Below are 24,764 nucleotides of genomic sequence, written 5' to 3' on the forward strand. Positions count from 1 at the left end.
CCTGCACGCCCAGCGGTCCCCGGCCGCCTCGAGCCGCACGCCCTAGAGTCGAAGCGTGGATGACAAGCGCACGGTCGACCTCGTCCTGGAGGGCGGGGGAGTCAAGGGCATCGCCCTCGTCGGCGCGGCCACGGCACTGGTCGAGAACGGCTACACGTTCGCGCGGATCGGCGGGTCCTCGGCCGGTGCGATGGTCGGGGCGATCATGGCGGCGATGCAGCACGCGAACGAGCCGTTCAGCCGGGTCGACGACATCATGCGCACGATCGACTACATGTCGTTCCTCGACCGGCGTCCGGGGGCGAGGTTCCTGAAGTGGTCGACGCGGGCCGCCGACCTGTGGGGCGTGCTGTTCCACCTCGGCGCCCATCCGGGCAAGCAGCTCGACCAGTGGGTGCGTGGCGTCCTGAAGGACCTCGGCGTCAGCACGTTCGGCGACCTCGTGTTCCCCGACCCGGGCAGCTCGCTGCCGGACGGCGACTCCTACCGGCTCGTCGTCACCGCGACCGACCTGTCGCGCCAGCGGGCGATGTTCCTGCCGTGGGACCTGCGCGCGCACGGGCGGGACCCCGACGAGTACCCGGTCGCGCGGGCGGTGCGGGCCTCGGCCGCGATCCCGTTCCTGTTCGAGCCGGTGAAGGTGAACTCGCAGTTCGGCAAGCTCACGCTCGCCGACGGCTCGATGCTGCGCAGCTACCCGATCGAGATCTTCGACCGCACCGACGGCCTTCCCAGCCGATGGCCCACGCTCGGGGTCCGGCTCAGCTCGCCCGCGGGGGAGCGGGCCAAGGCCACGCCGGTCACCTCGCCCATCTCCCTCATGGAGAATCTGATCAAGACCACGGTGGACTCGACCCAGGTCCGGCACGTCAGCGACCCGAGCTCGCTCGACCGCAGCATCTTCGCCAAGCCCAAGGGCGTCCGCTGGACCGACTTCGACCTCACGCCCGATCAGCGCACGAGCCTGTTCGAGGCAGGACACCGCGCCGCGACGAAGTGGATTGCCAAGAATCCGTCCGGGCCGGTCGGCTCGCACCAGACCATCAAGTGAAGGTCATCGCTTCACTTCGTCGAAATAAAGTCATATACTTCATTTCGTGGACATGAAGCCCTCGGCTGAACCTCGCGAGTGCGTCGCCGTGATCGGCGACCTCGTCGCCTCCCGGCAGGCGCCCTCGCGCGCCGCCGCCCAGGACGCGCTCGTCGAGGCGCTCAGGACCGCCGCGGAGCTCGCGCCCGCCCTGCAGTCCCCGGCTCCCACGATCGGCGACGAGTTCCAGTCCACCCACGAGTCGCTCGCCGACGCGCTGCTGTCGGCCCTCGTCGTCAGGCTGTCCCTGCCCGAGGGGATGGACGCGCGCGTGGGCATCGGGCGCGGGGTCGTCGAAGTCGTCGGTCGCTCCGAGTACGGTCTCACGCAGGACGGACCGGCCTGGTGGAACGCGCGCGACGCGATCGGCGAGGCCGAGCGGCGCGCGGCGCGCCAGACGGGTCTGCGGACCTGGGTCCACGAAGGGGGAACCGTGAACGCGTACGTGATGGCCCGCGACCATCTGGTCAGCGGATTCGACGGCCGTCAGCGGCGCCTCGTCCTCGGCCTGCTGCGAGGCCGCACCCAGCGCGAGCTCGCCGCCGCCGAGGGCATCTCCGCCTCCGCCGTCTCCCAGTCGCTGCGCCGCAGCGGAGCCCTGACCGTCGTCGACGGACTCGAGCTGGTGCGCTGATGGCCCTGCTCGCCCTCGTCCTGCTCGCCATCTGCCTCGCCGAGCACCTGCGCCACATCGACACGATCTGGGTCGTCGTGGCCGAGGTCCTCGCCATCGTCGGCGTCGTCGTGCTCGCCGCGCACGGCCTCGGCTACGGACCCGGCGCCGGCTGGCTGCCGGCGATCGTCGGCCTGTGGTGGGCCAGCGCCCGCACCCTGCCCTCGTGGCGCGTGCCCGGCATGGTCGTCTGCGGCGTCGCCGGCGCCCTCGCGTTGATCGCCTCCCCGCTCATCGAGCGCGAGCGCCCGCCGCTGCTCGACTGGTACGAGGACCTGGGCATCCCCGGCCTGTTCGACGTCGGCCTCGACGAGTTCGTCCTCGCGATCGTCACCGCCGTCGCGCTCGTCGGCCCCGCCAACGCGATCGTCCGCGAGGTCCTCGACCGCGTCGCCCGCGGGCTGCTCGCCGAGGAGCGCCGGCTCAAGGGTGGCCGCGTCATCGGACCGCTCGAGCGCGTCATGGTGTTCGCCTTCGCGATCGGCGGCAACTACGGGGGAGTGGCCGCGATCCTCGCCGCCAAGGGCATCCTGCGATTCCCCGAGATCTCCAAGGACGAGGGCGACGGCTCGCGCGCCGAGTACGTCCTGGTCGGCAGCTTCGTCAGCTGGTTCCTCGCGCTGGCGCTCGTCCCGCTGTTCTGACCGGGCGACGATCCGTCCTTGTGCCGGTCGTACGATTCCCTCATGGCCGAGACCCCCGACACCGACAAGATCGACATCAAGCCGCGCAGCCGCGACGTCACGGACGGTCTGGAGAAGACCGCCGCCCGTGGCATGCTCCGTGCCGTCGGCATGGGTGACGACGACTGGGAGAAGCCCCAGATCGGTGTCGCGTCCAGCTGGAACGAGATCACCCCCTGCAACCTCTCGCTCGACCGCCTCGCCAAGGCCGTCAAGGAGGGCGTGCACGCCGGTGGCGGCTACCCGCTCGAGTTCGGCACCATCAGCGTCTCCGACGGCATCAGCATGGGCCACGAGGGCATGCACTTCTCGCTCGTCAGCCGCGAGGTCATCGCCGACTCCGTCGAGACCGTCATGATGGCCGAGCGCCTCGACGGCTCCGTCCTGCTGGCCGGCTGCGACAAGTCCCTGCCGGGCATGCTCATGGCGGCCGCGCGCCTGGACCTGTCCAGCGTCTTCCTCTACGCCGGCTCGATCATGCCCGGCAACGTCGACGGCAAGGACGTCACGATCATCGACGCCTTCGAGGCCGTCGGCGCCTGCATGCGAGGCCTCATCACTCGTGAGGAGGTCGACCGCATCGAGCGCGCGATCTGCCCCGGCGAGGGCGCCTGCGGCGGCATGTACACCGCCAACACGATGGCGTCGGCCGCCGAGGCGCTCGGCATGAGCCTGCCCGGCTCGGCCGCCCCGCCGGCCCCCGACCGCCGCCGCGACGACTTCGCCAAGAAGTCCGGCGAGGCCGTCGTCGAGCTGCTCCGCAAGGGCATCACGGCGCGCGACATCATGACGCTCGAGGCCTTCGAGAACGCCATCACCGTCGTCATGGCGCTCGGCGGCTCCACCAACGCGGTCCTGCACCTGCTGGCCATCGCCCGCGAGGCCGGCGTCCCGCTGACCCTCGACGACTTCACCCGCGTCGGCGACAAGGTGCCGCACCTGGGCGACCTCAAGCCCTTCGGCCGCTACGTCATGAACGACGTCGACAAGGTCGGCGGCATCCCCGTCATCATGAAGGCGCTGCTCGACGCGGGCCTCATGCACGGCGACGTCATGACCGTGACCGGCAAGACGATGGCCGAGAACCTCGAGCACATCGACCTGGGCCTGGACGGCGACGTCATCCGCCCCCTCGACAAGCCGATCCACAAGACCGGCGGCCTGACGATCCTGCACGGCTCTCTCGCTCCGGAGGGCGCTGTCGTCAAGAGCGCCGGCTTCGACGAGTCCGTCTTCACCGGCACCGCCCGCGTCTTCGACGGCGAGCGCGCCGCCATGGACGCCCTCGAGGACGGAACGATCGGCGCCGGCGACGTCGTCGTCATCCGCTACGAGGGCCCGAAGGGCGGCCCCGGCATGCGCGAGATGCTCGCCATCACCGGCGCCATCAAGGGCGCCGGCCTGGGCAAGGACGTCCTGCTGCTGACCGACGGCCGCTTCTCCGGCGGCACCACCGGCCTGTGCGTCGGCCACGTCGCCCCCGAGGCCGTCGACGGCGGCCCCATCGCGTTCGTCCGCGACGGCGACCCGATCACGCTCGACGTGGCCAACAAGCGCCTCGACGTCGAGATCGACGAGGACGAGCTGGCCCGCCGCCAGGAGGGCTGGGAGCCCAACCCGCCCAAGTACACGACCGGTGTCCTCGCGAAGTACCGCAAGCTCGTCAGCTCGGCCGCGCACGGCGCCGTCACGGGCTGATTCGCCGTCGACCGGGCGTGGTCTCGATACACCCCGCTCGTTCCTCGCGGGGCACTCGACCACCGGATCCACCCGGTGATCGAGTGCGGCGAGCGCAGCGAGACGGTGTGTCGAGATCACGTCCGACTGGTGGCACGACGGCCTCGTGGGACGGCCACGTAGAATCGCTCGGTGCCGAACTTCACCGACGACGAGCTCGCGATCGCCCTCAAGGTGCTCGGCGAGGCGCAGCACCTCGGCGATGAGGACGAGGCGTACGTGGCCCTGCGCCGCGCCTGCGGCAAGTTCTACAAGGACGTCAAGAAGCAGCGCCGCAAGGCCAAGCGCGACGCCGTCAACGAGGCCGACCGTCAGGTCGTCGCCCTCACCGCCACCGGCTCGCCGCGCCGCATCGACGACGAGACCGCCGGCATCCCGCTCGTCTCGAACGCCAAGGGCGCCACGGCGGGCGTGCTGACCGTCCCGCGCGGCTGCTACATCTGCAAGGACAAGTACACGGTGGTCGACGCGTTCTACCACCAGCTGTGCCCGGCGTGCGCCGCCAAGAGCCACGCGAAGCGCGATGCCCGCACCGACCTCACCGGCAAGCGCGCCCTGCTGACCGGCGGCCGGGCCAAGATCGGCATGTACATCGCGCTGCGCCTGCTGCGCGACGGCGCCCACCTGACCATCACCACGCGCTTCCCGCGCGACGCCGTCCGCCGCTTCACGGCGCAGCCGGACAGCGCCGACTGGATCGACCGGCTCAAGATCGTCGGCATCGACCTGCGCGACCCGGCCCAGGTCATCGGCCTCGCCGACGAGGTCGCCGCCGCCGGCCCGCTCGACATCCTCATCAACAACGCCGCCCAGACGGTCAAGCGCCAGCCCGGCGCGTACCAGGCGATCGCCGACGCCGAGGCCCAGCCGCTGCCCGAGGGCTTCACGCCCGAGCTGGTCACGTTCGGCCACACGAGCGACGCCCACCCCGCCGCGCTCGTCGGATCGGTCGCCTCGCACCCCGCGCTCGCCGGCGACGCCGTCACCGCCGAGGAGCTCACCTCGCTCGCGCTGGAGGCCGGCTCGGCCGACCTCGAGCGGATCGACGCGGGGGGACTGCTGCCCGACCTCGTCGACACCAACAGCTGGGTCCAGCACGTCGGCCAGGTCGACGCGCTCGAGCTGCTCGAGGTCCAGCTGTGCAACAGCGTCGCCCCGTTCATCCTCGTGAGCCGCCTGCGTCCCGCCATGGCCGCCTCGGCGGCGCGCCGCAAGTACGTCGTCAACGTCTCGGCGATGGAGGGCCAGTTCTCGCGCGGGTACAAGGGTCCCGGCCACCCGCACACCAACATGGCGAAGGCCGCGCTCAACATGCTCACCCGCACGAGCGCACGCGAGATGTTCGAGAGCGACGGCATCCTGATGACCGCCGTCGACACCGGCTGGATCACCGACGAGCGCCCGCACGTCACCAAGAAGCGCCTCGCCGAGGAGGGCTTCAAGGCTCCGCTCGACCTCGTCGACGGCGCCGCCCGCGTCTACGACCCGATCGTCCAGGGCGAGGCCGGCGTCGACCTGCACGGCGTCTTCCTGAAGGACTTCGAGCCCTTCCCGTGGTAGGCGGGCGCGCTCGTTCCTCGCGCTCACTCCCGGCGATTCGCTGAGCGAATCTCCGGGCCCGCCTGGCTCGCTTCGCTCGCCCTCTGGTTTGCGCCTGCGACGCACTCGACCAGGAGAGTGCGGTGCCGATGATCAAGTGGGGGCGAGCTTGCGAGACGCTGTATCGAGATCACCGTCCGAGACGGGGGAGTGGATGACCGACTTCACGCACGTGACGACCGAGCGGCTCGACCTGCGCGCGGTCGCGGCGACCGACCTGGCCGAGCAGTACGCGCTGCACGCCGACCCTCGCCTGTGGCGGCACCTGCCCTCCGGGGTCTACACCGACGTGAGCCGCATGGCGCACGACCTCGAGCGCTACGCCCCGACTGGGAGGCGGGGCTGGGCTACTGGACGCTCCGCCGCCGTGAGGACGACGCGTTCGTCGGCATCGGCGGAGTGCGGCTCGTGGACGACCGCGTGTGGAACGTCTACTACCGGATCGCCGTCGAGCACCAGGGACACGGCTACGCCACCGAGGTCGTCCGGGCAGCGCTCGACGCCGCGGCCGAGGTCGGGCCCGACGTCCCGGTCGTCGCGTACCTGCTGGACCACAACGCCGCCTCGCGCCGCACGGCCGAGCGCTGCGGACTGCGCGAGGTCTGGCGCGGCCCGGACAAGGAGGTTCCCGGCGGCACGCGCCTCGTGTTCGCGGACCGGGACCTGCCCGAGAGCGCCCTCGCCGTGACGACCTGACCGTCCGGATACTGGACACGGAATCTCACAACTTGACCACTCGCGTCCGGCGAAGCACACTGGTGTCATGCACACGCTGCTTCTCGTAATTCGCTGACGCGCCGGCCCACGCCGCGCGTCCCGCCCTCGTCGCCTCATGGCCGGGGGTTTTTTCATGCGATGAATCCACCACGACAGGCAGGGAATACGATGGGGAACCGAGCACCGGCCACGACGGCGAGGCCGGCCGACAAGACGGGTACGGAGATGACCGAGACGGCACCGGAGACGATGACCGGGGCGCAGAGCCTCGTCCGATCGCTGGAACAGGCCGGGGTAGAGGTCATCTTCGGCATCCCGGGCGGCGCGATCCTGCCGGCCTACGACCCGCTGTTCGACTCGTCGATCCGCCACGTGCTCGTCCGTCACGAGCAGGGCGCGGGCCACGCCGCCCAGGGCTACGCGATGGTGACCGGCAAGGTCGGCGTCTGCATGGCCACCTCGGGTCCCGGCGCCACCAACCTGGTCACCGCGATCGCCGACGCCTACCTCGACTCGGTGCCGATCGTGGCCGTCACGGGCCAGGTCTCCAGCACGGTCATCGGCTCGGACGCCTTCCAGGAGGCGGACATCCGCGGCATCACGATGCCCATCACCAAGCACAGCTTCCTCGTGACCGACCCGGCCGAGATCCCGCGGGTCGTCGCCGAGGCGTTCCACATCGCCTCGACGGGCCGCCCCGGTCCGGTCCTGGTCGACATCGCCAAGGACGCGCTGCAGGCTGCCACGACGTTCCAGTGGCCGCACGAGCTCGCGCTGCCCGGCTACCGGCCGACCACGCGCCCGCACAACAAGCAGGTGCGCGAGGCCGCCCGCCTCATCGCCGAGGCCGAGCGCCCGATCCTCTACGTCGGCGGCGGCGTCATCAAGGCCGACGCCGCGGCCGAGCTGAAGATGCTCGCCGAGCTGACGCAGATCCCCGTCGTCACGACGCTCATGGCGCGCGGCGCGTTCCCCGACTCGCACGAGCTGCACCTGGGCATGCCCGGCATGCACGGCACCGTCGCGGCGGTCGCCGGCCTGCAGAAGTCGGACCTGCTGATCACGCTCGGCGCGCGCTTCGACGACCGCGTCACGGGCGACCTGCCCACCTTCGCGCCCGGCGCCAAGGTGATCCACGCCGACATCGACCCGGCCGAGATCAGCAAGAACCGCACCGCCGACGTGCCGATCGTGGGCGACGCCCGCGAGGTCATCGCCGACCTGATCCGCGCGCTGCGCAAGCAGTCCGACGAGGACGGGCTCGAGGGCGACTACACCGCGTGGCGTCAGTACATCCTCGGCGTCAAGGACAAGTTCCCCGTCGCGTACGACAAGCCCGAGTCCGGCCTGGCGCCGCAGACCGTGATCGAGCGGCTCAGCGCCATCGCCGGTCCCGAGGCCGTCTACGCCTCGGGCGTCGGCCAGCACCAGATGTGGGCCACGCACTTCGTCGACTTCGAGCGCCCGCGCCAGTGGCTCAACTCCGGCGGCGCCGGCACGATGGGCTACGCCGTTCCCGCGGCGATGGGCGCCAAGGTCGGCGAGCCCGACCGCGTCGTGTGGGCCATCGACGGCGACGGCTGCTTCCAGATGACCAACCAGGAGCTCGCCACGTGCGCGCTCGAGGGCATCCCGGTCAAGGTCGCCGTCATCAACAACTCGTCCCTGGGCATGGTGCGCCAGTGGCAGACCCTGTTCTACGAGGGCCGCTACTCCAACACCGACCTGCACACGGGCCCCGAGTCCATCGGCGCTCGCCGCATCCCCGACTTCGTCAAGCTCGCCGAGGCCTACGGCTGCGTCGGCCTGCGCTGCGAGAGCGAGGACGAGCTCGACGACGTCATCGCCAAGGCCATGAGCATCAACGACGTCCCGGTCGTCATCGACTTCGTCGTCGAGCGCGACGCGATGGTCTGGCCGATGGTCGCCGCCGGCACCAGCAACGACGACATCAAGATCGCCCGCGATCTGGCCCCCGACTGGGAAGAGGAAGACCTCTGATGCCTCAGCACACCCTCAGCGTCCTGGTCGAGAACACCCCGGGCGTCCTGGCCCGCGTCTCGAGCCTGTTCATGCGGCGCGGCTTCAACATCGACTCGCTCGCCGTCGGTCCCACCGAGATCCCCGAGATCTCGCGCATGACGATCGTCGTCAACGTCGAGGAGCTCCCGCTGGAGCAGGTGACCAAGCAGCTCAACAAGCTGGTCAACGTGCTCAAGATCGTCGAGCTCGACTCCGGCAGCGCGGTCGAGCGCGAGCTCATGCTGATCAAGGTCAAGGCCGACGGCGCGACCCGCGGCCAGGTGCTCGAGACCGTGCAGCTGTTCCGCGCCAAGGTCGTCGACGTCGCGCAGGACTCGGTCACGATCGAGGCCACCGGCGACGCCGGCAAGCTCACCGCGATGCTCAACGTGCTCGAGCCCTTCGGCATCCGCGAGATCGCCCAGTCCGGTCGCGTCGCGATCGGTCGTGGCTCGCGCTCCATCACCGATCGCACGCTGCGCACCGTCCCCGGCACCGCCGCGGGCTGACCCGAACCCTCACGTATCGCGCCGGCGCACGCCTGCGCCCCCCGAACCACCAACCAAGGAGAACCGAGAATCGTGGCTGAACTCTTCTACGACGACGACGCCGACCTGTCCCTGATCCAGGGCAAGAACGTGGCCGTGATCGGCTACGGCAGCCAGGGCCACGCCCACGCGCTCAACCTGCGCGACTCGGGCGTCGACGTCCGCATCGGTCTGGCCGAGGGCAGCAAGAGCGTGGCGAAGGCCGAGGCCGAGGGCCTGCGCGTCCTGCCCGTCGCCGAGGCCGTCGAGGAGGCCGACGTCATCGTCATCCTCACGCCCGACCAGGTCCAGCGCCACGTCTACGCCGAGTCGATCGCCCCGAACCTCGCTGCCGGCGACACCCTCGTGTTCGGCCACGGCTTCAACATCCGCTTCGGCTACATCAAGCCGGCCGAGGGCATTGACGTCATCATGGTCGCCCCGAAGGCCCCGGGCCACACGGTGCGCCGCGAGTACGTCGCGGGCCGCGGCATCCCGGACATCATCGCGGTCGAGCAGGACGCCTCGGGCCAGGCCTGGGACCTCGCGCTCTCGTACGCGAAGGGCATCGGCGGCACGCGCGCCGGCGTCATCAAGACCACCTTCACCGAGGAGACCGAGACGGACCTCTTCGGCGAGCAGGCCGTCCTGTGCGGCGGCATGTCGCACCTGGTCCAGGCGGGCTTCGAGGTGCTCACCGAGGCCGGCTACCAGCCCGAGATCGCCTACTTCGAGGTCCTGCACGAGCTCAAGCTCATCGTCGACCTCATGTGGGAGGGCGGCATCGCCAAGCAGCGCTGGAGCATCTCGGACACCGCCGAGTACGGCGACTACGTCTCCGGCCCGCGCGTGATCGACGCGGGCGTGAAGCAGCGCATGCAGGAGGTCCTCGCGGACATCCAGAGCGGTGCGTTCGCCGAGCGCTTCATCTCCGACCAGGACAACGGCGGCAAGGAGTTCCTCGAGCTGCGCGAGAAGGAGGCCGGTCACCCGATCGAGGCCACCGGCAAGACGCTGCGCGCCCACTTCTCGTGGAAGCAGGCCGACGACGACTACACCGAGGGCAGCGCCGCTCGCTGACGCGACGCACCCACGCCGAGCGCGGCGTCCCACCGACCCCTCCGGGTCGCGCGGGGCGCCGCGTTCAGCGTTTGCGGGGCCGCCTCGCCCGGGGTGCGCGCGGGGACTTCAGCGGAGCGGGGCGGGGGAGCAGCACCACCGGGACGGGGCTGTGGTTGACGATGCGCGTGGCCGTCGAGCCCACGAAGACGCGTGCGACCGGGCCGTGCTGGCTGGAGCCGACCGCGAGCAGGTCCCCGCCGCGCCAGCCGTAGGAGTCCAGCGCGAGCGACCAGCGCTCGCCGGTGCTGATCTGCACCGTGCTCACCTCGGTGTCGGGGGAGAGCTCGCCGATGCGCTTCGCGAGCCGCACCTGGTGCTCGTGGACCAACTCGGCCCACGCCTGCCGCACGCCCTGGTCGGCGAACGTCGCCATCGCGCTGCGCGACCCGCTGCGGACGGCGAACGTGACGATCTCGACGGGGACGCCCAGCCAGGACGCGAGGTCGGCGACGGGCTGGGCCAGCGCCTCGTCCGACGAGGTCGGGTCGACGGCCACGACGAGCCGCTCGATGCCGTTCGGGTGCGCCGTGTAGCCACGCGGCGCGATCGCGACCGGCGTCTCCGAGCTGTGCGCGAGGCGGTCGTTCGTGCTGCCGAACGCGATGCGGCCGAGCGCCCCGTGCGAGGCGGAGCCGGCGACGACGAGCTTCGCCCGGTTCTCGCGGACCTCCTCGAGCAGCGACTGCGGCACGGACCGCGCCGTCCGCGCGCGGGTCACGACGCGGTGCTCGTTGCCGAGGTGCTCGCGCGCCTCGGCGAGCGCCTCGCCCGCCTGCGTGCGGACCTGGCGGCGCCACTCGTCGTCCACGCCCGCGAAGTCGCGCAGCGAGTCCCAGCTGTCCTGCACGACGCTCACGAGCACGATGTCCTCGCCTGTCGTGTGCGCGATCTCCGAGGCGAGGTCGAGCGCGGACGTGCTGCGCGTGTCGCTGCCGAAGCCGACGACGATGCTCACGCCGCCTCCTTCGCCGCGGCCGTGTTGAGCCGCGAGTGCTTGTAGCCGTAGGCGAAGTAGACGATGAAGCCGAGCAGCAGCCACACGATGAACCGCAGCCACGTGTCGACCGCGAGGCTGGCCATGAGGCCCAGGCACGCGCCGACCGTCAGGATCGGCAGCAGCGGGACCAGGGGAGCGCGGAACGGGCGGTTCATGTCCGGCGAGGTGCGGCGCAGGACGATCACGGCGATCGCGACGACGACGAACGCGAACAGGGTGCCGATGCTGACCATCTCGGCCAGGACCGAGATCGGGACGAAGCCGGCGAGCAGGGCCACGGCGGTGATCGTCAGGGCGGTCATCAGCACGGGCGTGCCCCACGTCGGGTGGATGCGGCGGAAGATCGGCGGCAGCAGGCCGTCACGGGCGAGCGCGAAGCCGATGCGGCCCATGGCGACGAGGTCCACGAGGATGACCGAGGTCAGGCCCGCCACGGCCGCGATGCCGATGAGGATGCCGGCCCACTCGACGCCGACCTGGTCGAAGACGTCGGCGACCGCGTCGCCCTCGGAGAGCTTCGAGTAGTGGACCATGCCGGTCATGACGAGGCACACGCCGACGTAGAGGATCGTGCAGATCGCGAGCGTGCCGAGCAGGCCCATCGGCATGTCGCGCTTGGGGTTCTTGGTCTCCTCGCCGAGGTTGGCGACCGCCTCGAAGCCGGAGTAGGCGAAGAACACCACGGCGGCCGCGACGAACACGCCCGCGATGCCGTACGTGGCCGGCTCGATGCCGGTGAGCGCCTGCCACAGCGGCGCGTGCAGGCCGCTGGCGACGGCGCCCTCCTCGGGCGCCTTGGACTCGGGGATGAACGGCACCCAGTTGGAGGTCTTGACGTAGAACGCGCCCACCGCGATCACGAAGATGCACACGACGACCTTGATGACGACGAGGCCGTTCGTGACCCACGCGGACTCGCGGATGCCGCGCATCGCGACCCAGCCCAGCACCAGGGTGATCGCGATGGCGCCGACGTTGACGACGGAGCCCTCCTCGGCGAACCACTTCTCGGGCAGGTCGAACACGCCGGCGACGTAGCCGGACCAGCCGCGCGCCACGACGGCCGCGCCGAGCGCGAACTCCAGGATCAGGTCCCACGCGATGATCCAGGCGAAGATCTCGCCGATCGTCGTGTAGCTGTAGGTGTACGAGCTGCCGGCCGTGGGCACGGCCGAGGCGAGCTCGGCGTAGCACAGGGCCGCGAGCAGGGCGACGACGCCGGCGATGAGGAACGAGATCGTGACGGCGGGACCCGCGTTGTCGCGCGCCTGCAGGCCCGTGAGGGTGAAGATGCCCGTGCCGATCACGATGCCGATGCCGAACCCGATCAGGTCGATCGCCGAGAGGTTCTTGCGCAGGCCGGTGGCGTGCTCGGCGTCGGGGCCCTCGTCGTCGTTCTGGTGGATGACGTCCTCGACGTCCTTCTTGCGCAGCAGGTCCATGACGCTCCTCGCCCGTCGTGGCCAGGACCCCGGACGGGCGGCCTGTATGGCACTTTGCGGTGTGTCGGGACCGCCCGCAACACGAGACGCGGCCGCGTGACCGGCGTCGTTCAGGCGATGAGGTCGACCGTGTCCGGGTCGTGGGCGCCCTGCGGCTGGCCCGAGACGACGCGCTGCCACGCCCGCGCGAGCCGGCCCACCGCGTCGTCGACCTGCTCCGGCGGAAGGACGAACGGCAGCCGCAGGTGGCGCTCGCCGAGCGCGGGCAGCGTCGGGAAGAACCGCGGTCCGGGGGTGAGCGTCAGCCCTTCGTCCTGGGCCGCGACGGTCAGGGACGAGCTCGCGGCGACGGGCAGCGTTGCCCACAGCGAGAGGCCGCCCTCGGGGCGGTTGAGCCGCCAGTCGGGCAGGTGCCGGCCGACCGCCTCGGCGAGGGCGTCGCGGCGGGCCCGCAGGTCCTCGCGTCGTCCCGCGGGGACGATCTCGCCGTGCTCGAGCGCGGTGGCCACCACGAGCTGGTCCAGTGCGGCCGTGCCGAGGTCGCGCACCATCCGCTCCTGCACGAGCTTGGACACGAGCGAGCGGGGCGCCCGGATCCAGCCGATGCGCAGCCCGCCCCACAGCGACTTCGCCGCCGAGCCGACGACGATCGCGTTGGGGTCGTGGTGGGCGTAGGGCTCGGGCATCTCGAGATCGCCGATCGCGAGGTCCCGCAGGGTCTCGTCCACGATCGTGGTGACGCCGGAGGCGGCGAGGGTCCGGGCGACGGCCCGGCGGGCGGGGGAGCCCATGAGCGACCCGGTCGGGTTGTGGAAGTCGGGGACGAGCATCGCGAGCTGCGCCGACGGCGCCACGCGGGCGAGGTCGTCCACCGGCCACGGATCGTCGCCGACGGGCAGCGGCAGCAGGCGCGCGCCCGCGCGGCTCAGCATGTCGAACGCGTGCGGGTAGCCGCAGCCCTCGACGACGACCCGGTCGCCCGGCCGCACCAGCACCGCGACGAGGAGCGACAGGGCGCTCTGGGCACCGGTGGTCACGACGATCTGGTCGGGGTCGGTGGGCACGCCCTGGGCGGTGAAGCGTGCGGCGAGGCGCTCGCGCAGGATCGGCAGCCCGTCGGGCAGGTAGCCGTCGGTCGCGAGCACGGCGGGCAGGCTGCGCATGGCCCGCTCGACGAGCGAGGCGAAGCCGTCGGGGGCCTCGGCCGCGGCGGCCGTGAGCGCCACGCCGTCGGGACGGGAGGGACGCCCCAGCATGCTGGTCGAGCCGGCGGCACCGAGCGGGACGTGGACGACGGTCCCCGAGCCGTGCCGCGTCCGGGCGAGTCCGGTCGAGCGGAGCGCCTCGTAGGCCCGGGTCGTGGTGGTGCGGCTCAGTCCGGTGGCCTCCGCCAGCGCGCGCTCGCTCGGCAGGCGCGTGCCCGTGGGGATGCGGCCGTCCATCACGGCCGAGCGGATCCGGTCGGCGAGCCGACGGTACGCGGGGCCCGTCCCGTCCTCCGACGCGTCGAGCATCGAGGCCAGTCGCCGCGCCGAGAGGGTCGTGGTGCGCTCCATGAGGGCCACTGTCCCATGAGTGGCTATGGATTCCAAGGCCACTTCGGCGCATCGTGGCATCATGCTCTGGTGGATCCTTCTCGTCGCCCTCGCCGTGTGGGGCGTGATCGCGACCGTCCGCGCCGTGCGCGTCGACGGACTGCGCCGTCAGCCGACCGCTCGGATCGTCCGGTCGGGGGAGCGCGCATGATGCGGCGACTCGTCCAGCTGATGCTGGGTCTGTGGCTCTACGGCGCCACGATGGCGATGCTGGTCCGCTCCGGGCTCGGCCTGGACCCGTGGGACGTCTTCCACGAGGGACTGACCCATCACGTGCCGCTCACGTTCGGCCAGGTCGTGATCCTGGTCGGCGCCCTGGTCCTGCTCCTGTGGATCCCGCTGCGACAGCGGCCGGGCATCGGCACGGTCCTCAACGTGATCGTCATCGGCCTCGCGGCCGACGCGACGCTCGCCGTCCTGCCCGACGCCGAGCATCCGGCCGTGGCCGTCCTGCTGCTCGCCGGCGGCGTCGTCGGCAACGGCCTGGCCGGCGCGATGTACGTGGGCGCCGGGCTCGGGCCCGGTCCGCGCGACGGCCTCTGGACGGGGATCGTCGCGCGCACGGACCTGAGCGTGAGGGCCGTGCGGACGGCGCTCGAGGTCACCGTCGTGGTCGCCGGCTTCGCCCTCGGCGGCACGATCGGTGTCGGCACGGTCGTCTACGCGCTGGCGATCGGCCCCATCGTGCAGTTCTTCCTGCCGTGGTTCGAGATGCGCCCGCGCGTCACCGCGCCGGCGGCCGCCTGAGGGCCGGCGCCGGTCAGGGCGCCAGGCGCCGCAGTGCCCAGCCCAGCAGGATCCACAGCAGGCCCATGCCCGCCGCGAACAGGGCCACGCCGTAGGCGACCACGGAGGTGAACAGCGAGGCACGCAGGAACGACGCGTTCATCGCGACCTCGCGCAGCGGGTCGTCCTGCTCGAGCTCGGCGTAGGTCTTGCCGCCGGTGGCCTCGAGGGCGTGCTTGTCGATGACCTGGGCCTGGGAGTAGGCGTCCAGTGGTCCGTTCACCTGCTTGCCGGCGAACCAGTCCGCGTCCTCGGACACGGTGATGTTCTGGGCCACGAGCTGGTCGGTGACGACGTACCAGGTGACGGCGCCGGCGGCGATGAGCACCAGGCCGGCGATGATCGACAGCAGTCCCACGAGTCGGACGCCGCCGCGGCCCCTGCGGGCGGGGTGAGTCGGTTCGGACATGGACTGATCCTTCCGTTGACCTCGTCTGGTGCTTCGAGGCTAGAACGGGAGAGGGTCAGCGTCGGGTGGCGATGATGAGGCTCGCGTCGGGGTCGATCAGCATCTCGACGGCGGCGAACCGCTCGTCCGTGAGCCACTGCTCGCGAATCGTGTCGACGTGGCCGTCGACGATGGGCGGCCAGAACGGCGAGGGGACGAAGTCGTCGAGCACCGCGATGCCGCCCGGCTCGAGCAGGTCGGCCAGGACGTCGATGCTGGCCATGACGTCGCGGACGTCGACGAACAGCAGCGAGAACGGGGCGTACTTCTCCAGCACGGTCCAGTCGCCGCACGTGACCTCGACGTTCTCGGCGTCGCTGAAGATCTGCTGCACGTCCTCGGCCAGGCCCGGGTCGAGCTCGGCGGTGACGATGTGGGCGCCCTTCGGCGCACCGCTGGAGAGCCATGCCGATCCCACACCGCAGCCCGTGCCCAGCTCGGCGAGCGTGCCGGTGCGCGAGGCGGCCAGGGCGGCGAGCAGGCGACCGGTCTCGCTGCGGGTCGACGTGATGAACCCGCGGCGCCGGGACAGGTCCAGCGCGCGGGCGACCAGCTCGGGTACCTCGACCGGTGCGCTCATCTGGTCAGTGTGTCACGACGGTCCGGAGGGCGTGCCGTGGCTCATGGGATGAGACATGCCGGCAACGCTCCCGGCCGTGACCCCGCCCCCGTGTATGCTCGCGGACATGCGGAAGCAGCTCGTATTCCTCGCTTGCCGCGGCAGGACCTCCTAGGGCCACACCTGCCGCGGAGTTTCGGCGTTGGCTCGACGACTCTGCAGCAGATGTACCGGACCAGGACCTGGTTCCTCCTCTGAATCGCTGAACGACTCACCCGTCGCAGCGCGTGGCCCGCAGTGTCGCCGGATCGCCGGATCCCGCTCTCCACCACACACCGCCATGCTTCAGAGGAGCACTCCCATGTACGAACCGACCCTCACCATCGAATGGGGCCCCGCCCACCTGCGCGACGACGCCGGATCCTTCGACGAGGTCCCCGAGGACAACTGACCAGAGTGCGAGACCCGCGTTTCAGCATCTGAGACCAGCGTCCTAGGATGGACCACATGACCAGCACCTACTCGCTCGCGGTCGTTGCCGGCGACGGCATCGGCCCCGAGGTCACCGACCAGGCCCTGAAGGTTCTCGACATCGTCGCCGCCGACACGGGGATCACGTTCGACCGGACGGCCTACGACCTGGGCGCGCGCCGCTGGCACGCGACGGGCGAGACCCTGCCCGACTCCGTGCTCGAGGAGATCCGCGGGCACGACGCGATCCTGCTCGGCGCGGTGGGCGACCCCTCGGTCCCCTCGGGCGTGCTCGAGCGCGGCCTGCTGCTGCGGCTGAGGTTCGAGCTGGACCACTATGTGAACCTGCGCCCGTCGAAGCTCTTCCCGGGCGTCCCGACGCCGCTCGCGGACCCCGGCGACATCGACTTCGTCGTCGTCCGCGAGGGCACCGAGGGCCCGTACGTCGGCAACGGCGGCGCGATCCGCGTCGGCACGCCGCAGGAGGTCGCCACCGAGGTCAGCCTCAACACGGCCTTCGGCGTCGAGCGCGTCGTCCGCGACGCGTTCGCCCGTGCCCAGGCGCGCCCGCGCCGCAAGCTCACGCTCGTGCACAAGAACAACGTGCTGGTCCACGCCGGGCACCTGTGGAGCCGCACGGTCGAGGCCGTCGCCGCGGAGTTCCCGGACGTCACGGTGGACTACCTGCACGTCGACGCCGCGACGATCTTCCTGACGACCGACCCGGGTCGCTTCGACGTCATCGTCACCGACAACCTGTTCGGCGACATCCTGACCGACCTGGCCGCGGCCGTGACCGGTGGCATCGGCCTGGCCGCGAGCGGCAACGTCAACCCCGATCGCACGGCGCCCAGCATGTTCGAGCCGGTCCACGGCTCGGCGCCCGACATCGCGGGCCAGTCGAAGGCCGACCCGACGGCGGCGATCCTGTCCGCCGGCCTGCTGCTCGACCACCTCGGCCACGCAGCCGAGGCGGCGCGCATCACCGAGGCCGTCGAGGCCGACATCGCTGCCCGCTCGGGTCAGCCGCGTTCCACGCAGGAGGTGGGGGAGGCCATCGCGTCGCGCGTGGCCGGGGCGGTATCGGTCGGCTGACGACCACCACCCCTCCCATCGAAAGGACTATCGTGTCCGGCATGACCACCCCTGCGTTCTCCCCGCGACTGGAGCGCAATCCGAACGCGCGCAGTGACGCCGAGCGGGAGTCGATCCTCGTCGACCCCGGCTTCGGCAACTACTTCACCGATCACATGTTCCTCACCGAGTGGACGCCCGAGGCCGGCTGGCACGACCCCCGGGTCGTGCCGTACGGCCCCCTGTCCCTGGACCCGGCGACCGCGGTGCTGCACTACGCGCAGGAGATCTTCGAGGGCCTCAAGGCCTACGCCCACGCCGACGGCTCGGTGTGGCTGTTCCGCCCCGACGCCAACGCCGTCCGCCTCCAGCGCTCGGCTCACCGTCTGGCGCTGCCCGAGCTGCCGGTCGAGTGGTTCATCGGCTCGGTCCGGGCCCTCATCGAGGCGGACCGCGACTGGGTCCCCACGGGTGAGGAGCGCAGCCTCTACCTGCGTCCTTTCATGTTCGCGTCCGAGGTCTTCCTCGGCGTGCGGCCCAGCCAGCACGTCACGTACTCGGTGATCGCGTCGCCCGCCGGCGCGTACTTCGCCGAGGGCGTCAAGCCGGTCGACATCTGGCTGTCCGAGACGTTCTCGCGTGCGGGCTCGGGCGGCACGGGGGCGGCCAAGTGCGGTGGCAACTACGCCGCCAGCCTGCTGCCGCAGCAGGAGGCCGCCGCTCACGGCTGCGCGCAGGTCGCGTTCCTGGACTCGGTCGAGCACCGCTGGATCGAGGAGCTCGGCGGCATGAACCTGTACTTCGTGCAGTCCGACGGGTCGATCGTGACGCCCGAGCTGAGCGGCTCGATCCTCGAGGGGATCACGCGCGACTCGATCCTGCAGATCGCGCGCGACCTCGGCCACGAGGTGGTCGAGCGCCGCGTGAGCATCGACGAGTGGCGCGACGGCGTCGCCGACGGCTCGATCACCGAGGTCTTCGCGTGCGGCACCGCCGCGGTCGTGACCCCGGTGGGCAAGCTCAAGTGGGACGGCGGCGAGGTCGTCAGCGCCGAGGGCGAGTCCGGCAAGGTCACCGCCGACATCCGCGCCGCGCTGGTCGACATCCAGTACGGCCGCGCCGAGGACCGCCACGGCTGGATGACCAAGGTCCTCTGACACCTGATCCGACGCCGCCGGGCCCGTGGTTCCTCCACAGGCCCGGCGGCGTCGTCGCGTGCGTCCACAGGTCCGCGCGAGCGCCTTCCTCCACGGCCTCCGCGACGCGAGGCTCGGGGCATGACCTACGCGCGGAACCAAGCACTCGGCGACTACGGCGAGCGGATCGCCGCCGATCACCTGCGATCGCTCGGCATGGCGATCCTGGCCCGCAACTGGACGTGCCGCTTCGGTGAGATCGACATCGTCGCGCGCGACGGCGACACGCTCGTCGTGTGCGAGGTCAAGACCCGCACCAGCACGCGCCACGGCACGGCGCTGGAGGCGGTCTCGGGGCTGAAGGTCCAGCGGCTGCGGCGCGCGCTCGCCGCGTGGCTCGAGGTCAACGCCGTGTCCCCGGCCGGGGTGCGCATCGACGTGGTCACGGTGCACGTCCCTCGCGCCGGCGGCCCGCGCGTCGAGCGCATCGCGGGGGTGGCGTGATGGCGGCGGTGCACTCGATCGCCCTCGACGGGCTGGCTGGCCGGCCCGTCGAGGTCGAGGTCGACATCGCGTCGGGCCTGTCGGCGACGGTCGTGGTCGGCCTGGCGGACACGACGGTGAGCGAGGCGCGCAACCGCGTTCGGTCGGCGGTGGTGAACTCGGGCACCTCGTGGCCCGACACACGGGTCACGATCAGCCTGGCGCCGTCCAGCCTGCCCAAGAGCGGGTCGCACTACGACCTCGCGATGGGACTGGGGGTGTTCGCGGCGAAGGCCGTGGTGCCGCCCGAGACGCTCGGGACGTCGGTCTTCCTGGGGGAGCTCGCGCTCGACGGGCGGTTGCGCGCGGTCCGAGGGGTGCTGCCCGCCACGCTGGCCGCCGCCGAGGCAGGCTTCGAGCGGGTCTTCGTCCCGGAGTCGAACGTGCCCGAGGCGGCGCTCGTGCCGGCGGTCGACGTCGTCGGGGTGCGCTCGCTGCGCCAGCTCGTCGCGATGCTGCGCGGCGAGGAGGAGCCGGACGACCCGCCCGTGCCGCCGCTCGGCGACGGCGCGGACGGTGGCTGGGCCGGGCTGGGCCCGACGGATCTCGATCTCGCCGACGTCGTCGGACAGGAGGACGCGTGCCTAGCGACGCTCATCGCCGCGAGCGGAGGGCACCACCTGCTGCTCACCGGTCCGCCCGGCGTGGGCAAGACGATGCTCGCCCAACGCCTGCCGGCGCTGCTGCCCGACCTCGAGCCGGCCGACTCGCTCGAGGTCAGCGCGCTGCACTCGCTCGCGGGCGTCCTGCCTGCGGACGTGCCGATGCTCGTGCGTCCGCCGTTCCTCGAGCCGCACCACACGGCGAGCGCCGTCGCGGTCGTGGGCGGCGGCAGCCGCACCGTCCGGCCGGGTGCGATGTCGCTCGCGCACCACGGCGTGCTGTTCCTCGACGAGGCGCCCGAGTTCGCCGTGAACGTCCTCGAGGCGCTGCGCCAGCCACTCGAGAGCGGGCAGGTCGTGGTCTCCCGCGCGGCGCAGACGGCGACGTTCCCGGCGCGGTTCCAGCTGGTGCTGGCCGCGAACCCGTGCCCCTGCGGCCACGCCGGCTCGGTCATGCAGCGGTGCGAGTGCTCGGCTCCGATGCGGCGCCGCTACGCCGATCGGCTGTCCGGCCCCATCCGTGACCGGATCGACATCCACCGGACGCTGGTCGAGCCGTCCCGCCGGGAGCTGGGCGAGTCGCTCGGAGCGGCCCCGTCGATGGCCGACCTGGCCGGACGCGTCGCCGAGGCGCGGCTGCGCCAGCGGCAGCGCTACGCGGGCACCCCCTGGCGCGTGAACGCGGCGGTGCCCGGCGTCGAGCTGCGCAAGGCCTGGCCCGCCTGCGACGAGGGCACGCGGCTGCTCGAGCGGCAGGTGCGCGGCCACAAGATCACGCCGCGGTCGGCCGATCGCGTGCTCCGGCTCGCGTGGAGCGTCGCCGACCTGTGCGGACACGAGCGTCCCACGGTCGACGACGTCCAGACGGCGCTCGACCTGCGTCGCGGCAGCCCGCTCGGCGGCGAGGTCGTCCGGCTGATGGAGGCCGCGTGACGGCGCGGCAGGCACGGGCCCGGCTGCTGCTGTCGCTCACCGTCGAGGCGGGTGACCCGCGGCTCGTCGAGTGGCGCGAGCGCGCGGATCCGGACGAGCTGTGGCGGGCGGTCCGCGCCGGCGCGGGGGACATCCCCGACCGCTGGCACGAGGCGGCGACGGACGCCGAGCGACGACTGGACGGTGTGCTCCGCCGCGCTGACGAGGTCGGTGCCCGGTGGGTCGTCCCCGGGTCGGCGGCGTGGCCCGTGGCCCTGGACGACCTCGACCACCTCGAGGGCATCGGCCAGGTGGCGGGCGCCCCGCTCGGCCTGTGGGTGCGCGGGGGAGGGGACCTGTCGGTGATCGCCGCCGCGCCGGTCGCGGTCGTCGGGGCGCGCACGTGCACGACGTACGGGGCCGAGTGCGCGAGCGACATCGCCGCGGACTGCGCCGACCAGGGTCATGCGGTCGTCAGCGGGGCGGCGTTCGGCATCGACGCGTGCGCGCACCGCGGCGCGCTCCTCGCCGGCGGACCGACGGTCGCGGTGATGGCGTGCGGGGTGGACGTCGACTATCCCGGGACGCACGCGGCGCTGTTGCGGCGCATCGCGGAGGAGGGCCTCGTCGTGAGCGAGTTCCCGCCGGGCGCCGAGCCCAAGAAGCACCGGTTCCTGGTGCGCAACCGGCTCATCGCGGCGCTCAGTGTGGGCGTCGTCGTGGTCGAGGCGGCGCAGCGCAGCGGCTCGCTCAACACGCTGAACTGGGCCGACCAGCTGGGCCGCACGACGATGGTCGTGCCCGGTCCGGTGACGTCGCAGGCCTCGGGCGGGACCCATCGGGCGGTCCGTGACGGCAAGGCACTGCTCGTGACCTCGGGTCGCGACGTGCTGGCCGACACCTTCGGGCTGGTCGGCGACGACGTCCCCGCCGTCGGCGCCGCCGCGCGGCGGGTCTGGGTGCGGCTCGGCGCCGAGCCCGAGCCGCTCGAGCGGATCGCCTCGGTCCTGCGGCTGGGCACCGTCCCGGTCCATCGGGCGCTGCGCGAGCTGGAACGCCACGGAGTCGTGGCCGGGGACGAGCGCGGCTGGTGGCGATCGGCGGGCCCGGGTGGGCAGGCGGCGGTAGGTTGACGGCGTGAGCGACGCGACGAGTGAGGTCTTCGAGTACTGGGAGTCGAAGTACGGCGGCCGCGACGGCGTCTGGTCGGGCCGGGTGAACGCCGCCCTGGCGCAGGCGGCCGAGGACCTGAAGCCCGGCCGGGCGCTGGATCTCGGGTGTGGCGAGGGCGGGGACGCCCTGTGGCTCGCCGAGCGCGACTGGACCGTGGTGGGCGTCGACGTGTCGCCGACGGCCCTGGCGCGCGCGGAGGTCGCGGCGGAGCGCGCGGGCCTCAGCGGCAGGGTGACGTGGGTCGCCGCGGACCTCGCGACATGGTCGTCCGACCAGCAGTTCGACCTCGTCACCGCCTCGTTCCTCCAGTCGCCGGTCGAGCTCGACCGCGCCCGCATCCTGCGCGCGGCCGCCGGGCGCGTGGCGCCGGACGGGCACCTGCTGATCGTCGCGCACGCCGCTCCGCCGCCGTGGGCGCACAGCCACGCCGAGGAGCACCGGACCACGATGTCGTTCCCGACGCCCGAGGACGACCTCGCGATGCTGGACCTGGCACCGGACGAGTGGCGGACGGTCACCGCCGAGCTGCAGGACCGCCGCGCCTATGCGCCGGACGGCGCCGAGGTCGTGCTGCGCGACAGCGTCGTCGTGGTTCAGCGGGTCGTCTGAGCCCTCAGGTGTGCAGGGGGCGCTCGGCCGGCTGGCCGTGGCCCAGCTGCTCGAGGGCGTGATCGACGAAGCCCTCCAGGACCTCCAGTCCCTCGCGGACGCCGCCCGTCGAGCCGGGCAGGTTCACCAGGAGCGTCCGGCCGCTGATGCCGGCGATGCCGCGCGAGAGGTCCGCCATCGGCGTGGTGGTGCGCCCCTTCGCGCGGATCGCCTCGGCGATGCCCGGCGCCGGGCGGTCGACGATCGCGGCGGTCTGCTCGGGCGTGTGGTCGTCGTCCGTGAAGCCGGTGCCGCCGGTGGTGACGACGAGCGCGCAGCCCTCGTCCACGAGCCGGCGCAGGGTCGCGCCCACGTCGGGGCCGTCGGCCACGACGTGTGGGCCCGAGACCTCGAAGCCGTGACGGCGGCCCCAGTCCGCGATCCGTGGACCCGTCAGGTCCTCGCGGCGACCCTGAGCGGCGCGGGTGGAGGACACCACCACCCCGAGCCGGCGCGGCGCGTCACTCATCGCGGCTCCAGTCGTGGGTGCCACCGGTCTTCTCCTCGACACGCACCGACTCGATGACGGCGCGGGCGTCGACGGCCTTGACCATGTCGAACAGCGTGAGGGCGGCGACGCTCACGGCGGTCAGCGCCTCCATCTCGACGCCCGTCGGGGCCGTGGTGGCCACGGTCGCCTCGATCGCGACGGCGTCGCCCTCGGCGCGGAAGTCGACGGTGATCGAGCTCAGCGGCAGCGGATGGCACAGCGGGACCAGCGCCGGCGTCTGCTTCGCGGCCAGGATGCCGGCGACGCGAGCCGTGGCCAGCGCCTCGCCCTTCGGCAGGTCGCCCGCCATGATCCGCTCGACCACGTCGGGTCGCGTGCGCAGAAGGCCGGACGCCGTCGCGCGGCGCTTCGTCGGCGCCTTGGCGCTGACGTCGACCATGTGGGCGCTGCCGTCGGAGCGGTAGTGCGACAGGTCGGGGTCGCCGGCCGGGCCGGTCATGCGATTCTCCACCACTCCACGCTATCGCCGGGGGACAGCGCCGTGACGTCCTCGGGCACGAAGACCAGCAGGTCGGCGCGCGCGTACGCGGCCACGAGGTGCGAGCCGGCCTCGCCGACGAGGCGCACGCGTCCGTCCTCGTCGAGGCGCCCACGCCGCACCTGCAGCCGGCCCTCGGGGGAGCTCAACGGCTCGGCAAGCACCGACGTGCCGGACGGCCGCCACCCGACGCGGCCCGCCGCCGTGGCCAGCGGGGGACGGACGAACAGCTCGAACGAGACCAGCACGCTGACCGGGTTGCCCGGCAGGCAGACGACCGGGACCTCGCGGTCGCCGGCGACGACCGACGCGAGCCCCTGCGGACCACCGGGCTGGACGTCGACATGGCCGAACCAGGCGCCCGGAGTCTCGGACAGCACCTGCCGCACCACCTCGCGCGTGCCGGCGCTCACGCCGCCGGTGGTCACGACGAGGTCGTGGTCGCCCGCGAGCCGGTCGAGCAGCCGGCGCAGGGCCGGCGGCTCGTCGGGGACGACATGAGCCGTCGCCGCGAGCCCGAGCCCGAGCCCGAGCTCGTGGGCGTGCGCGAGCAGCGCGCGGGAGTTCGAGTCGGGAACGTCCCCGCTGACGACCTCAGTGCCGGTCCCGACGACGGCGATGCGCAGTGGGGGAGCGACGCTGACGGTCCCGACACCAGCGGCGGCCAGCGCGCCGACCGCCGCCGCGTGCAGCGGGGCGCCGGCGGCCAGCACGGGCTCGCCCGCACGGATGTCCGACCCGCGCCGCCGGACGAAGGTGCCAGGGGCGACCGGCTCGGCGAACTCGACCAGGCCGCCGCCCTCGACCGGCCCGAAGTCGCCGGGACGGGTCCGCTCGACGGGCACGACCGCGTCGGCGCCCGGCGGGATCGGCGCGCCGGTCATGATCGGCGCCACCGTGCCCGGCGCGAGCGGCGCCGGCGCGCCGCCCCCGGCCACGACATGGGCGACGGTGGGCAGCGCCACCGGGGTGGACCCGGCGGCGGCGAGGTCGGCCGAGTGCACCGCGAAGCCGTCCATCTGGCTGTTGTCGAAGCCCGGCACGTCGAGGGCCGACGGGGCGGGCTCGGCGAGGCGTCCCGCGAGGTCGGGCGCGACGACCCGGCGCGCGGGCGCGTCCTGCGCGCGGCGGTCCGCGGCCCGGCGCACCGCCTCGGCGACGGCGCGTGCGTGCTCGTCGACGGATCTGCCCATCCGTTCTCCTGTTCCGGACGCAGATG

General features: G+C 72.4%; 25 protein-coding genes. 17 read left to right on the top strand and 8 right to left on the bottom strand.

Annotation, left to right across the window (positions count from 1 at the left end):
• Positions 1–55 precede the first annotated feature (55 nt).
• The 9 genes from AB3M81_RS17040 to ilvC all read left to right on the top strand — a co-directional run bounded on the left by AB3M81_RS17040 (position 56) and on the right by ilvC (position 10,128).
• Entirely contained in the window at positions 56–1,051 is a 996-nt protein-coding gene (locus AB3M81_RS17040; protein ID WP_412905126.1) for a patatin-like phospholipase family protein, read from the top strand.
• A gap of 52 nt (positions 1,052–1,103) precedes the next feature.
• Positions 1,104–1,724 carry a SatD family protein gene (locus tag AB3M81_RS17045; protein ID WP_412905164.1) on the top strand — a complete coding sequence of 207 codons (621 nt, stop codon included), beginning with the start codon at positions 1,104–1,106 and terminating at the stop codon, positions 1,722–1,724.
• The gene (locus AB3M81_RS17050; protein WP_412905127.1) at positions 1,724–2,407 is read left to right on the top strand and encodes a hypothetical protein; all 684 of its coding nucleotides are present in this window, start codon (positions 1,724–1,726) and stop codon (positions 2,405–2,407) included. Before AB3M81_RS17045 ends, AB3M81_RS17050 begins: the two co-directional genes overlap by 1 nt.
• 42 nt (positions 2,408–2,449) lie before the next feature.
• Positions 2,450–4,144: a dihydroxy-acid dehydratase gene (gene ilvD / locus AB3M81_RS17055; protein WP_412905128.1), complete on the top strand. Its 1,695-nt coding sequence runs from the start codon at positions 2,450–2,452 to the stop codon at positions 4,142–4,144.
• Positions 4,145–4,315: 171 nt separating this feature from the next.
• Positions 4,316–5,743 carry an SDR family NAD(P)-dependent oxidoreductase gene (locus AB3M81_RS17060; protein ID WP_412905129.1) on the top strand — a complete coding sequence of 476 codons (1,428 nt, stop codon included), beginning with the start codon at positions 4,316–4,318 and terminating at the stop codon, positions 5,741–5,743.
• Positions 5,744–6,037: 294 nt separating this feature from the next.
• Positions 6,038–6,478, top strand: a complete 441-nt coding sequence (locus AB3M81_RS17065; RefSeq protein ID WP_412905130.1) for a GNAT family N-acetyltransferase — start codon at positions 6,038–6,040, stop codon at positions 6,476–6,478.
• A 246-nt stretch (positions 6,479–6,724) separates the two neighbouring features.
• On the top strand, positions 6,725–8,500 hold the full coding sequence (locus tag AB3M81_RS17070; protein ID WP_412905131.1) for an acetolactate synthase large subunit: 1,776 nt from the start codon (positions 6,725–6,727) through the stop codon (positions 8,498–8,500).
• Complete coding sequence (ilvN, locus tag AB3M81_RS17075; RefSeq protein WP_412905132.1) at positions 8,500–9,030, top strand: acetolactate synthase small subunit; 531 nt, start codon at positions 8,500–8,502, stop codon at positions 9,028–9,030. Before AB3M81_RS17070 ends, ilvN begins: the two co-directional genes overlap by 1 nt.
• 72 nt (positions 9,031–9,102) lie before the next feature.
• Positions 9,103–10,128, top strand: coding sequence for a ketol-acid reductoisomerase (ilvC, locus tag AB3M81_RS17080; RefSeq protein WP_412905133.1), 1,026 nt, complete (start codon positions 9,103–9,105; stop codon positions 10,126–10,128).
• Between the two features lie 64 nt (positions 10,129–10,192).
• On the opposite strand, the gene AB3M81_RS17085 is transcribed toward ilvC, so the two are convergent.
• The 3 genes from AB3M81_RS17085 to yczR form a co-directional block, all read right to left on the bottom strand.
• Complete coding sequence (locus tag AB3M81_RS17085; protein WP_412905134.1) at positions 10,193–11,125, bottom strand: universal stress protein; 933 nt, start codon at positions 11,123–11,125, stop codon at positions 10,193–10,195.
• Entirely contained in the window at positions 11,122–12,609 is a 1,488-nt protein-coding gene (locus AB3M81_RS17090; RefSeq protein WP_412905135.1) for an APC family permease, read from the bottom strand. Before AB3M81_RS17090 ends, AB3M81_RS17085 begins: the two co-directional genes overlap by 4 nt.
• Before the next feature lie 110 nt (positions 12,610–12,719).
• Complete coding sequence (gene yczR, locus AB3M81_RS17095; RefSeq protein WP_412905136.1) at positions 12,720–14,165, bottom strand: MocR-like transcription factor YczR; 1,446 nt, start codon at positions 14,163–14,165, stop codon at positions 12,720–12,722.
• Between the two features lie 61 nt (positions 14,166–14,226).
• On the opposite strand from yczR, the gene AB3M81_RS17100 reads away from it, so the two are divergent.
• Together AB3M81_RS17100 and yczE are read left to right on the top strand one after the other, a co-directional pair.
• Positions 14,227–14,355 carry a hypothetical protein gene (locus tag AB3M81_RS17100; protein ID WP_412905137.1) on the top strand — a complete coding sequence of 43 codons (129 nt, stop codon included), beginning with the start codon at positions 14,227–14,229 and terminating at the stop codon, positions 14,353–14,355.
• The gene (yczE, locus tag AB3M81_RS17105) at positions 14,352–14,951 is read left to right on the top strand and encodes a membrane protein YczE (protein WP_412905138.1); all 600 of its coding nucleotides are present in this window, start codon (positions 14,352–14,354) and stop codon (positions 14,949–14,951) included. The genes AB3M81_RS17100 and yczE overlap by 4 nt, the downstream gene beginning before the upstream one ends.
• Positions 14,952–14,964: 13 nt before the next feature.
• On the opposite strand, the gene AB3M81_RS17110 is transcribed toward yczE, so the two are convergent.
• Together AB3M81_RS17110 and AB3M81_RS17115 are read right to left on the bottom strand one after the other, a co-directional pair.
• Complete coding sequence (locus AB3M81_RS17110; protein ID WP_412905139.1) at positions 14,965–15,399, bottom strand: aromatic ring-opening dioxygenase LigA; 435 nt, start codon at positions 15,397–15,399, stop codon at positions 14,965–14,967.
• A gap of 55 nt (positions 15,400–15,454) precedes the next feature.
• On the bottom strand, positions 15,455–16,018 hold the full coding sequence (locus AB3M81_RS17115) for an O-methyltransferase (RefSeq protein WP_412905140.1): 564 nt from the start codon (positions 16,016–16,018) through the stop codon (positions 15,455–15,457).
• Positions 16,019–16,504: 486 nt separating this feature from the next.
• On the opposite strand from AB3M81_RS17115, the gene AB3M81_RS17120 reads away from it, so the two are divergent.
• The 6 genes from AB3M81_RS17120 to AB3M81_RS17145 all read left to right on the top strand — a co-directional run bounded on the left by AB3M81_RS17120 (position 16,505) and on the right by AB3M81_RS17145 (position 22,517).
• Entirely contained in the window at positions 16,505–17,563 is a 1,059-nt protein-coding gene (locus tag AB3M81_RS17120; protein ID WP_412905141.1) for a 3-isopropylmalate dehydrogenase, read from the top strand.
• Positions 17,564–17,604: 41 nt separating this feature from the next.
• Positions 17,605–18,699 (top strand): branched-chain amino acid aminotransferase, encoded by a 1,095-nt coding sequence (locus AB3M81_RS17125; RefSeq protein WP_412905142.1) that lies wholly within the window; start codon positions 17,605–17,607, stop codon positions 18,697–18,699.
• A 120-nt stretch (positions 18,700–18,819) separates the two neighbouring features.
• The gene (locus AB3M81_RS17130) at positions 18,820–19,182 is read left to right on the top strand and encodes a YraN family protein (protein WP_412905143.1); all 363 of its coding nucleotides are present in this window, start codon (positions 18,820–18,822) and stop codon (positions 19,180–19,182) included.
• Positions 19,182–20,756: a YifB family Mg chelatase-like AAA ATPase gene (locus AB3M81_RS17135; RefSeq protein ID WP_412905144.1), complete on the top strand. Its 1,575-nt coding sequence runs from the start codon at positions 19,182–19,184 to the stop codon at positions 20,754–20,756. The genes AB3M81_RS17130 and AB3M81_RS17135 overlap by 1 nt, the downstream gene beginning before the upstream one ends.
• Positions 20,753–21,868, top strand: coding sequence for a DNA-processing protein DprA (gene dprA / locus AB3M81_RS17140; protein ID WP_412905145.1), 1,116 nt, complete (start codon positions 20,753–20,755; stop codon positions 21,866–21,868). The genes AB3M81_RS17135 and dprA overlap by 4 nt, the downstream gene beginning before the upstream one ends.
• Before the next feature lie 4 nt (positions 21,869–21,872).
• On the top strand, positions 21,873–22,517 hold the full coding sequence (locus AB3M81_RS17145) for a class I SAM-dependent methyltransferase (RefSeq protein ID WP_412905146.1): 645 nt from the start codon (positions 21,873–21,875) through the stop codon (positions 22,515–22,517).
• 4 nt (positions 22,518–22,521) lie between these two features.
• Here the strand turns inward: AB3M81_RS17145 and AB3M81_RS17150 are convergent, their stop codons facing one another.
• Genes AB3M81_RS17150 through AB3M81_RS17160 form a run of 3 tightly spaced genes read right to left on the bottom strand, consistent with a single transcriptional unit; the run spans position 22,522 to position 24,738 of the window.
• Positions 22,522–23,025, bottom strand: a complete 504-nt coding sequence (locus tag AB3M81_RS17150; protein ID WP_412905147.1) for a MogA/MoaB family molybdenum cofactor biosynthesis protein — start codon at positions 23,023–23,025, stop codon at positions 22,522–22,524.
• Positions 23,018–23,518, bottom strand: coding sequence for a cyclic pyranopterin monophosphate synthase MoaC (moaC, locus tag AB3M81_RS17155; RefSeq protein ID WP_412905148.1), 501 nt, complete (start codon positions 23,516–23,518; stop codon positions 23,018–23,020). The genes AB3M81_RS17150 and moaC overlap by 8 nt, the downstream gene beginning before the upstream one ends.
• Positions 23,503–24,738 carry a molybdopterin molybdotransferase MoeA gene (locus AB3M81_RS17160; protein ID WP_412905149.1) on the bottom strand — a complete coding sequence of 412 codons (1,236 nt, stop codon included), beginning with the start codon at positions 24,736–24,738 and terminating at the stop codon, positions 23,503–23,505. The genes moaC and AB3M81_RS17160 overlap by 16 nt, the downstream gene beginning before the upstream one ends.
• Positions 24,739–24,764: the final 26 nt, after the last annotated feature.

Origin of the sequence: Aeromicrobium jepli, assembly GCF_047246605.1 — a bacterium.
GTDB lineage: Bacteria > Actinomycetota > Actinomycetes > Propionibacteriales > Nocardioidaceae > Aeromicrobium.

Coding starts and splice junctions, on each gene's coding strand:
- ilvN (WP_412905132.1), top strand. CDS start 8,500: ATGCCTCAGCACACCCTCAGCGTCCTGGTCGAGAACACCCCGGGCGTC.
- AB3M81_RS17135 (WP_412905144.1), top strand. CDS start 19,182: ATGGCGGCGGTGCACTCGATCGCCCTCGACGGGCTGGCTGGCCGGCCC.
- AB3M81_RS17125 (WP_412905142.1), top strand. CDS start 17,605: ATGACCACCCCTGCGTTCTCCCCGCGACTGGAGCGCAATCCGAACGCG.
- AB3M81_RS17100 (WP_412905137.1), top strand. CDS start 14,227: ATGCTCTGGTGGATCCTTCTCGTCGCCCTCGCCGTGTGGGGCGTGATC.
- AB3M81_RS17050 (WP_412905127.1), top strand. CDS start 1,724: ATGGCCCTGCTCGCCCTCGTCCTGCTCGCCATCTGCCTCGCCGAGCAC.
- yczE (WP_412905138.1), top strand. CDS start 14,352: ATGATGCGGCGACTCGTCCAGCTGATGCTGGGTCTGTGGCTCTACGGC.
- AB3M81_RS17090 (WP_412905135.1), bottom strand. CDS start 12,609: ATGGACCTGCTGCGCAAGAAGGACGTCGAGGACGTCATCCACCAGAAC.
- AB3M81_RS17045 (WP_412905164.1), top strand. CDS start 1,104: ATGAAGCCCTCGGCTGAACCTCGCGAGTGCGTCGCCGTGATCGGCGAC.
- AB3M81_RS17110 (WP_412905139.1), bottom strand. CDS start 15,399: ATGTCCGAACCGACTCACCCCGCCCGCAGGGGCCGCGGCGGCGTCCGA.
- ilvD (WP_412905128.1), top strand. CDS start 2,450: ATGGCCGAGACCCCCGACACCGACAAGATCGACATCAAGCCGCGCAGC.
- AB3M81_RS17120 (WP_412905141.1), top strand. CDS start 16,505: ATGACCAGCACCTACTCGCTCGCGGTCGTTGCCGGCGACGGCATCGGC.
- AB3M81_RS17160 (WP_412905149.1), bottom strand. CDS start 24,738: ATGGGCAGATCCGTCGACGAGCACGCACGCGCCGTCGCCGAGGCGGTG.
- AB3M81_RS17150 (WP_412905147.1), bottom strand. CDS start 23,025: ATGAGTGACGCGCCGCGCCGGCTCGGGGTGGTGGTGTCCTCCACCCGC.
- AB3M81_RS17070 (WP_412905131.1), top strand. CDS start 6,725: ATGACCGAGACGGCACCGGAGACGATGACCGGGGCGCAGAGCCTCGTC.
- yczR (WP_412905136.1), bottom strand. CDS start 14,165: ATGGAGCGCACCACGACCCTCTCGGCGCGGCGACTGGCCTCGATGCTC.
- AB3M81_RS17130 (WP_412905143.1), top strand. CDS start 18,820: ATGACCTACGCGCGGAACCAAGCACTCGGCGACTACGGCGAGCGGATC.
- AB3M81_RS17115 (WP_412905140.1), bottom strand. CDS start 16,018: ATGAGCGCACCGGTCGAGGTACCCGAGCTGGTCGCCCGCGCGCTGGAC.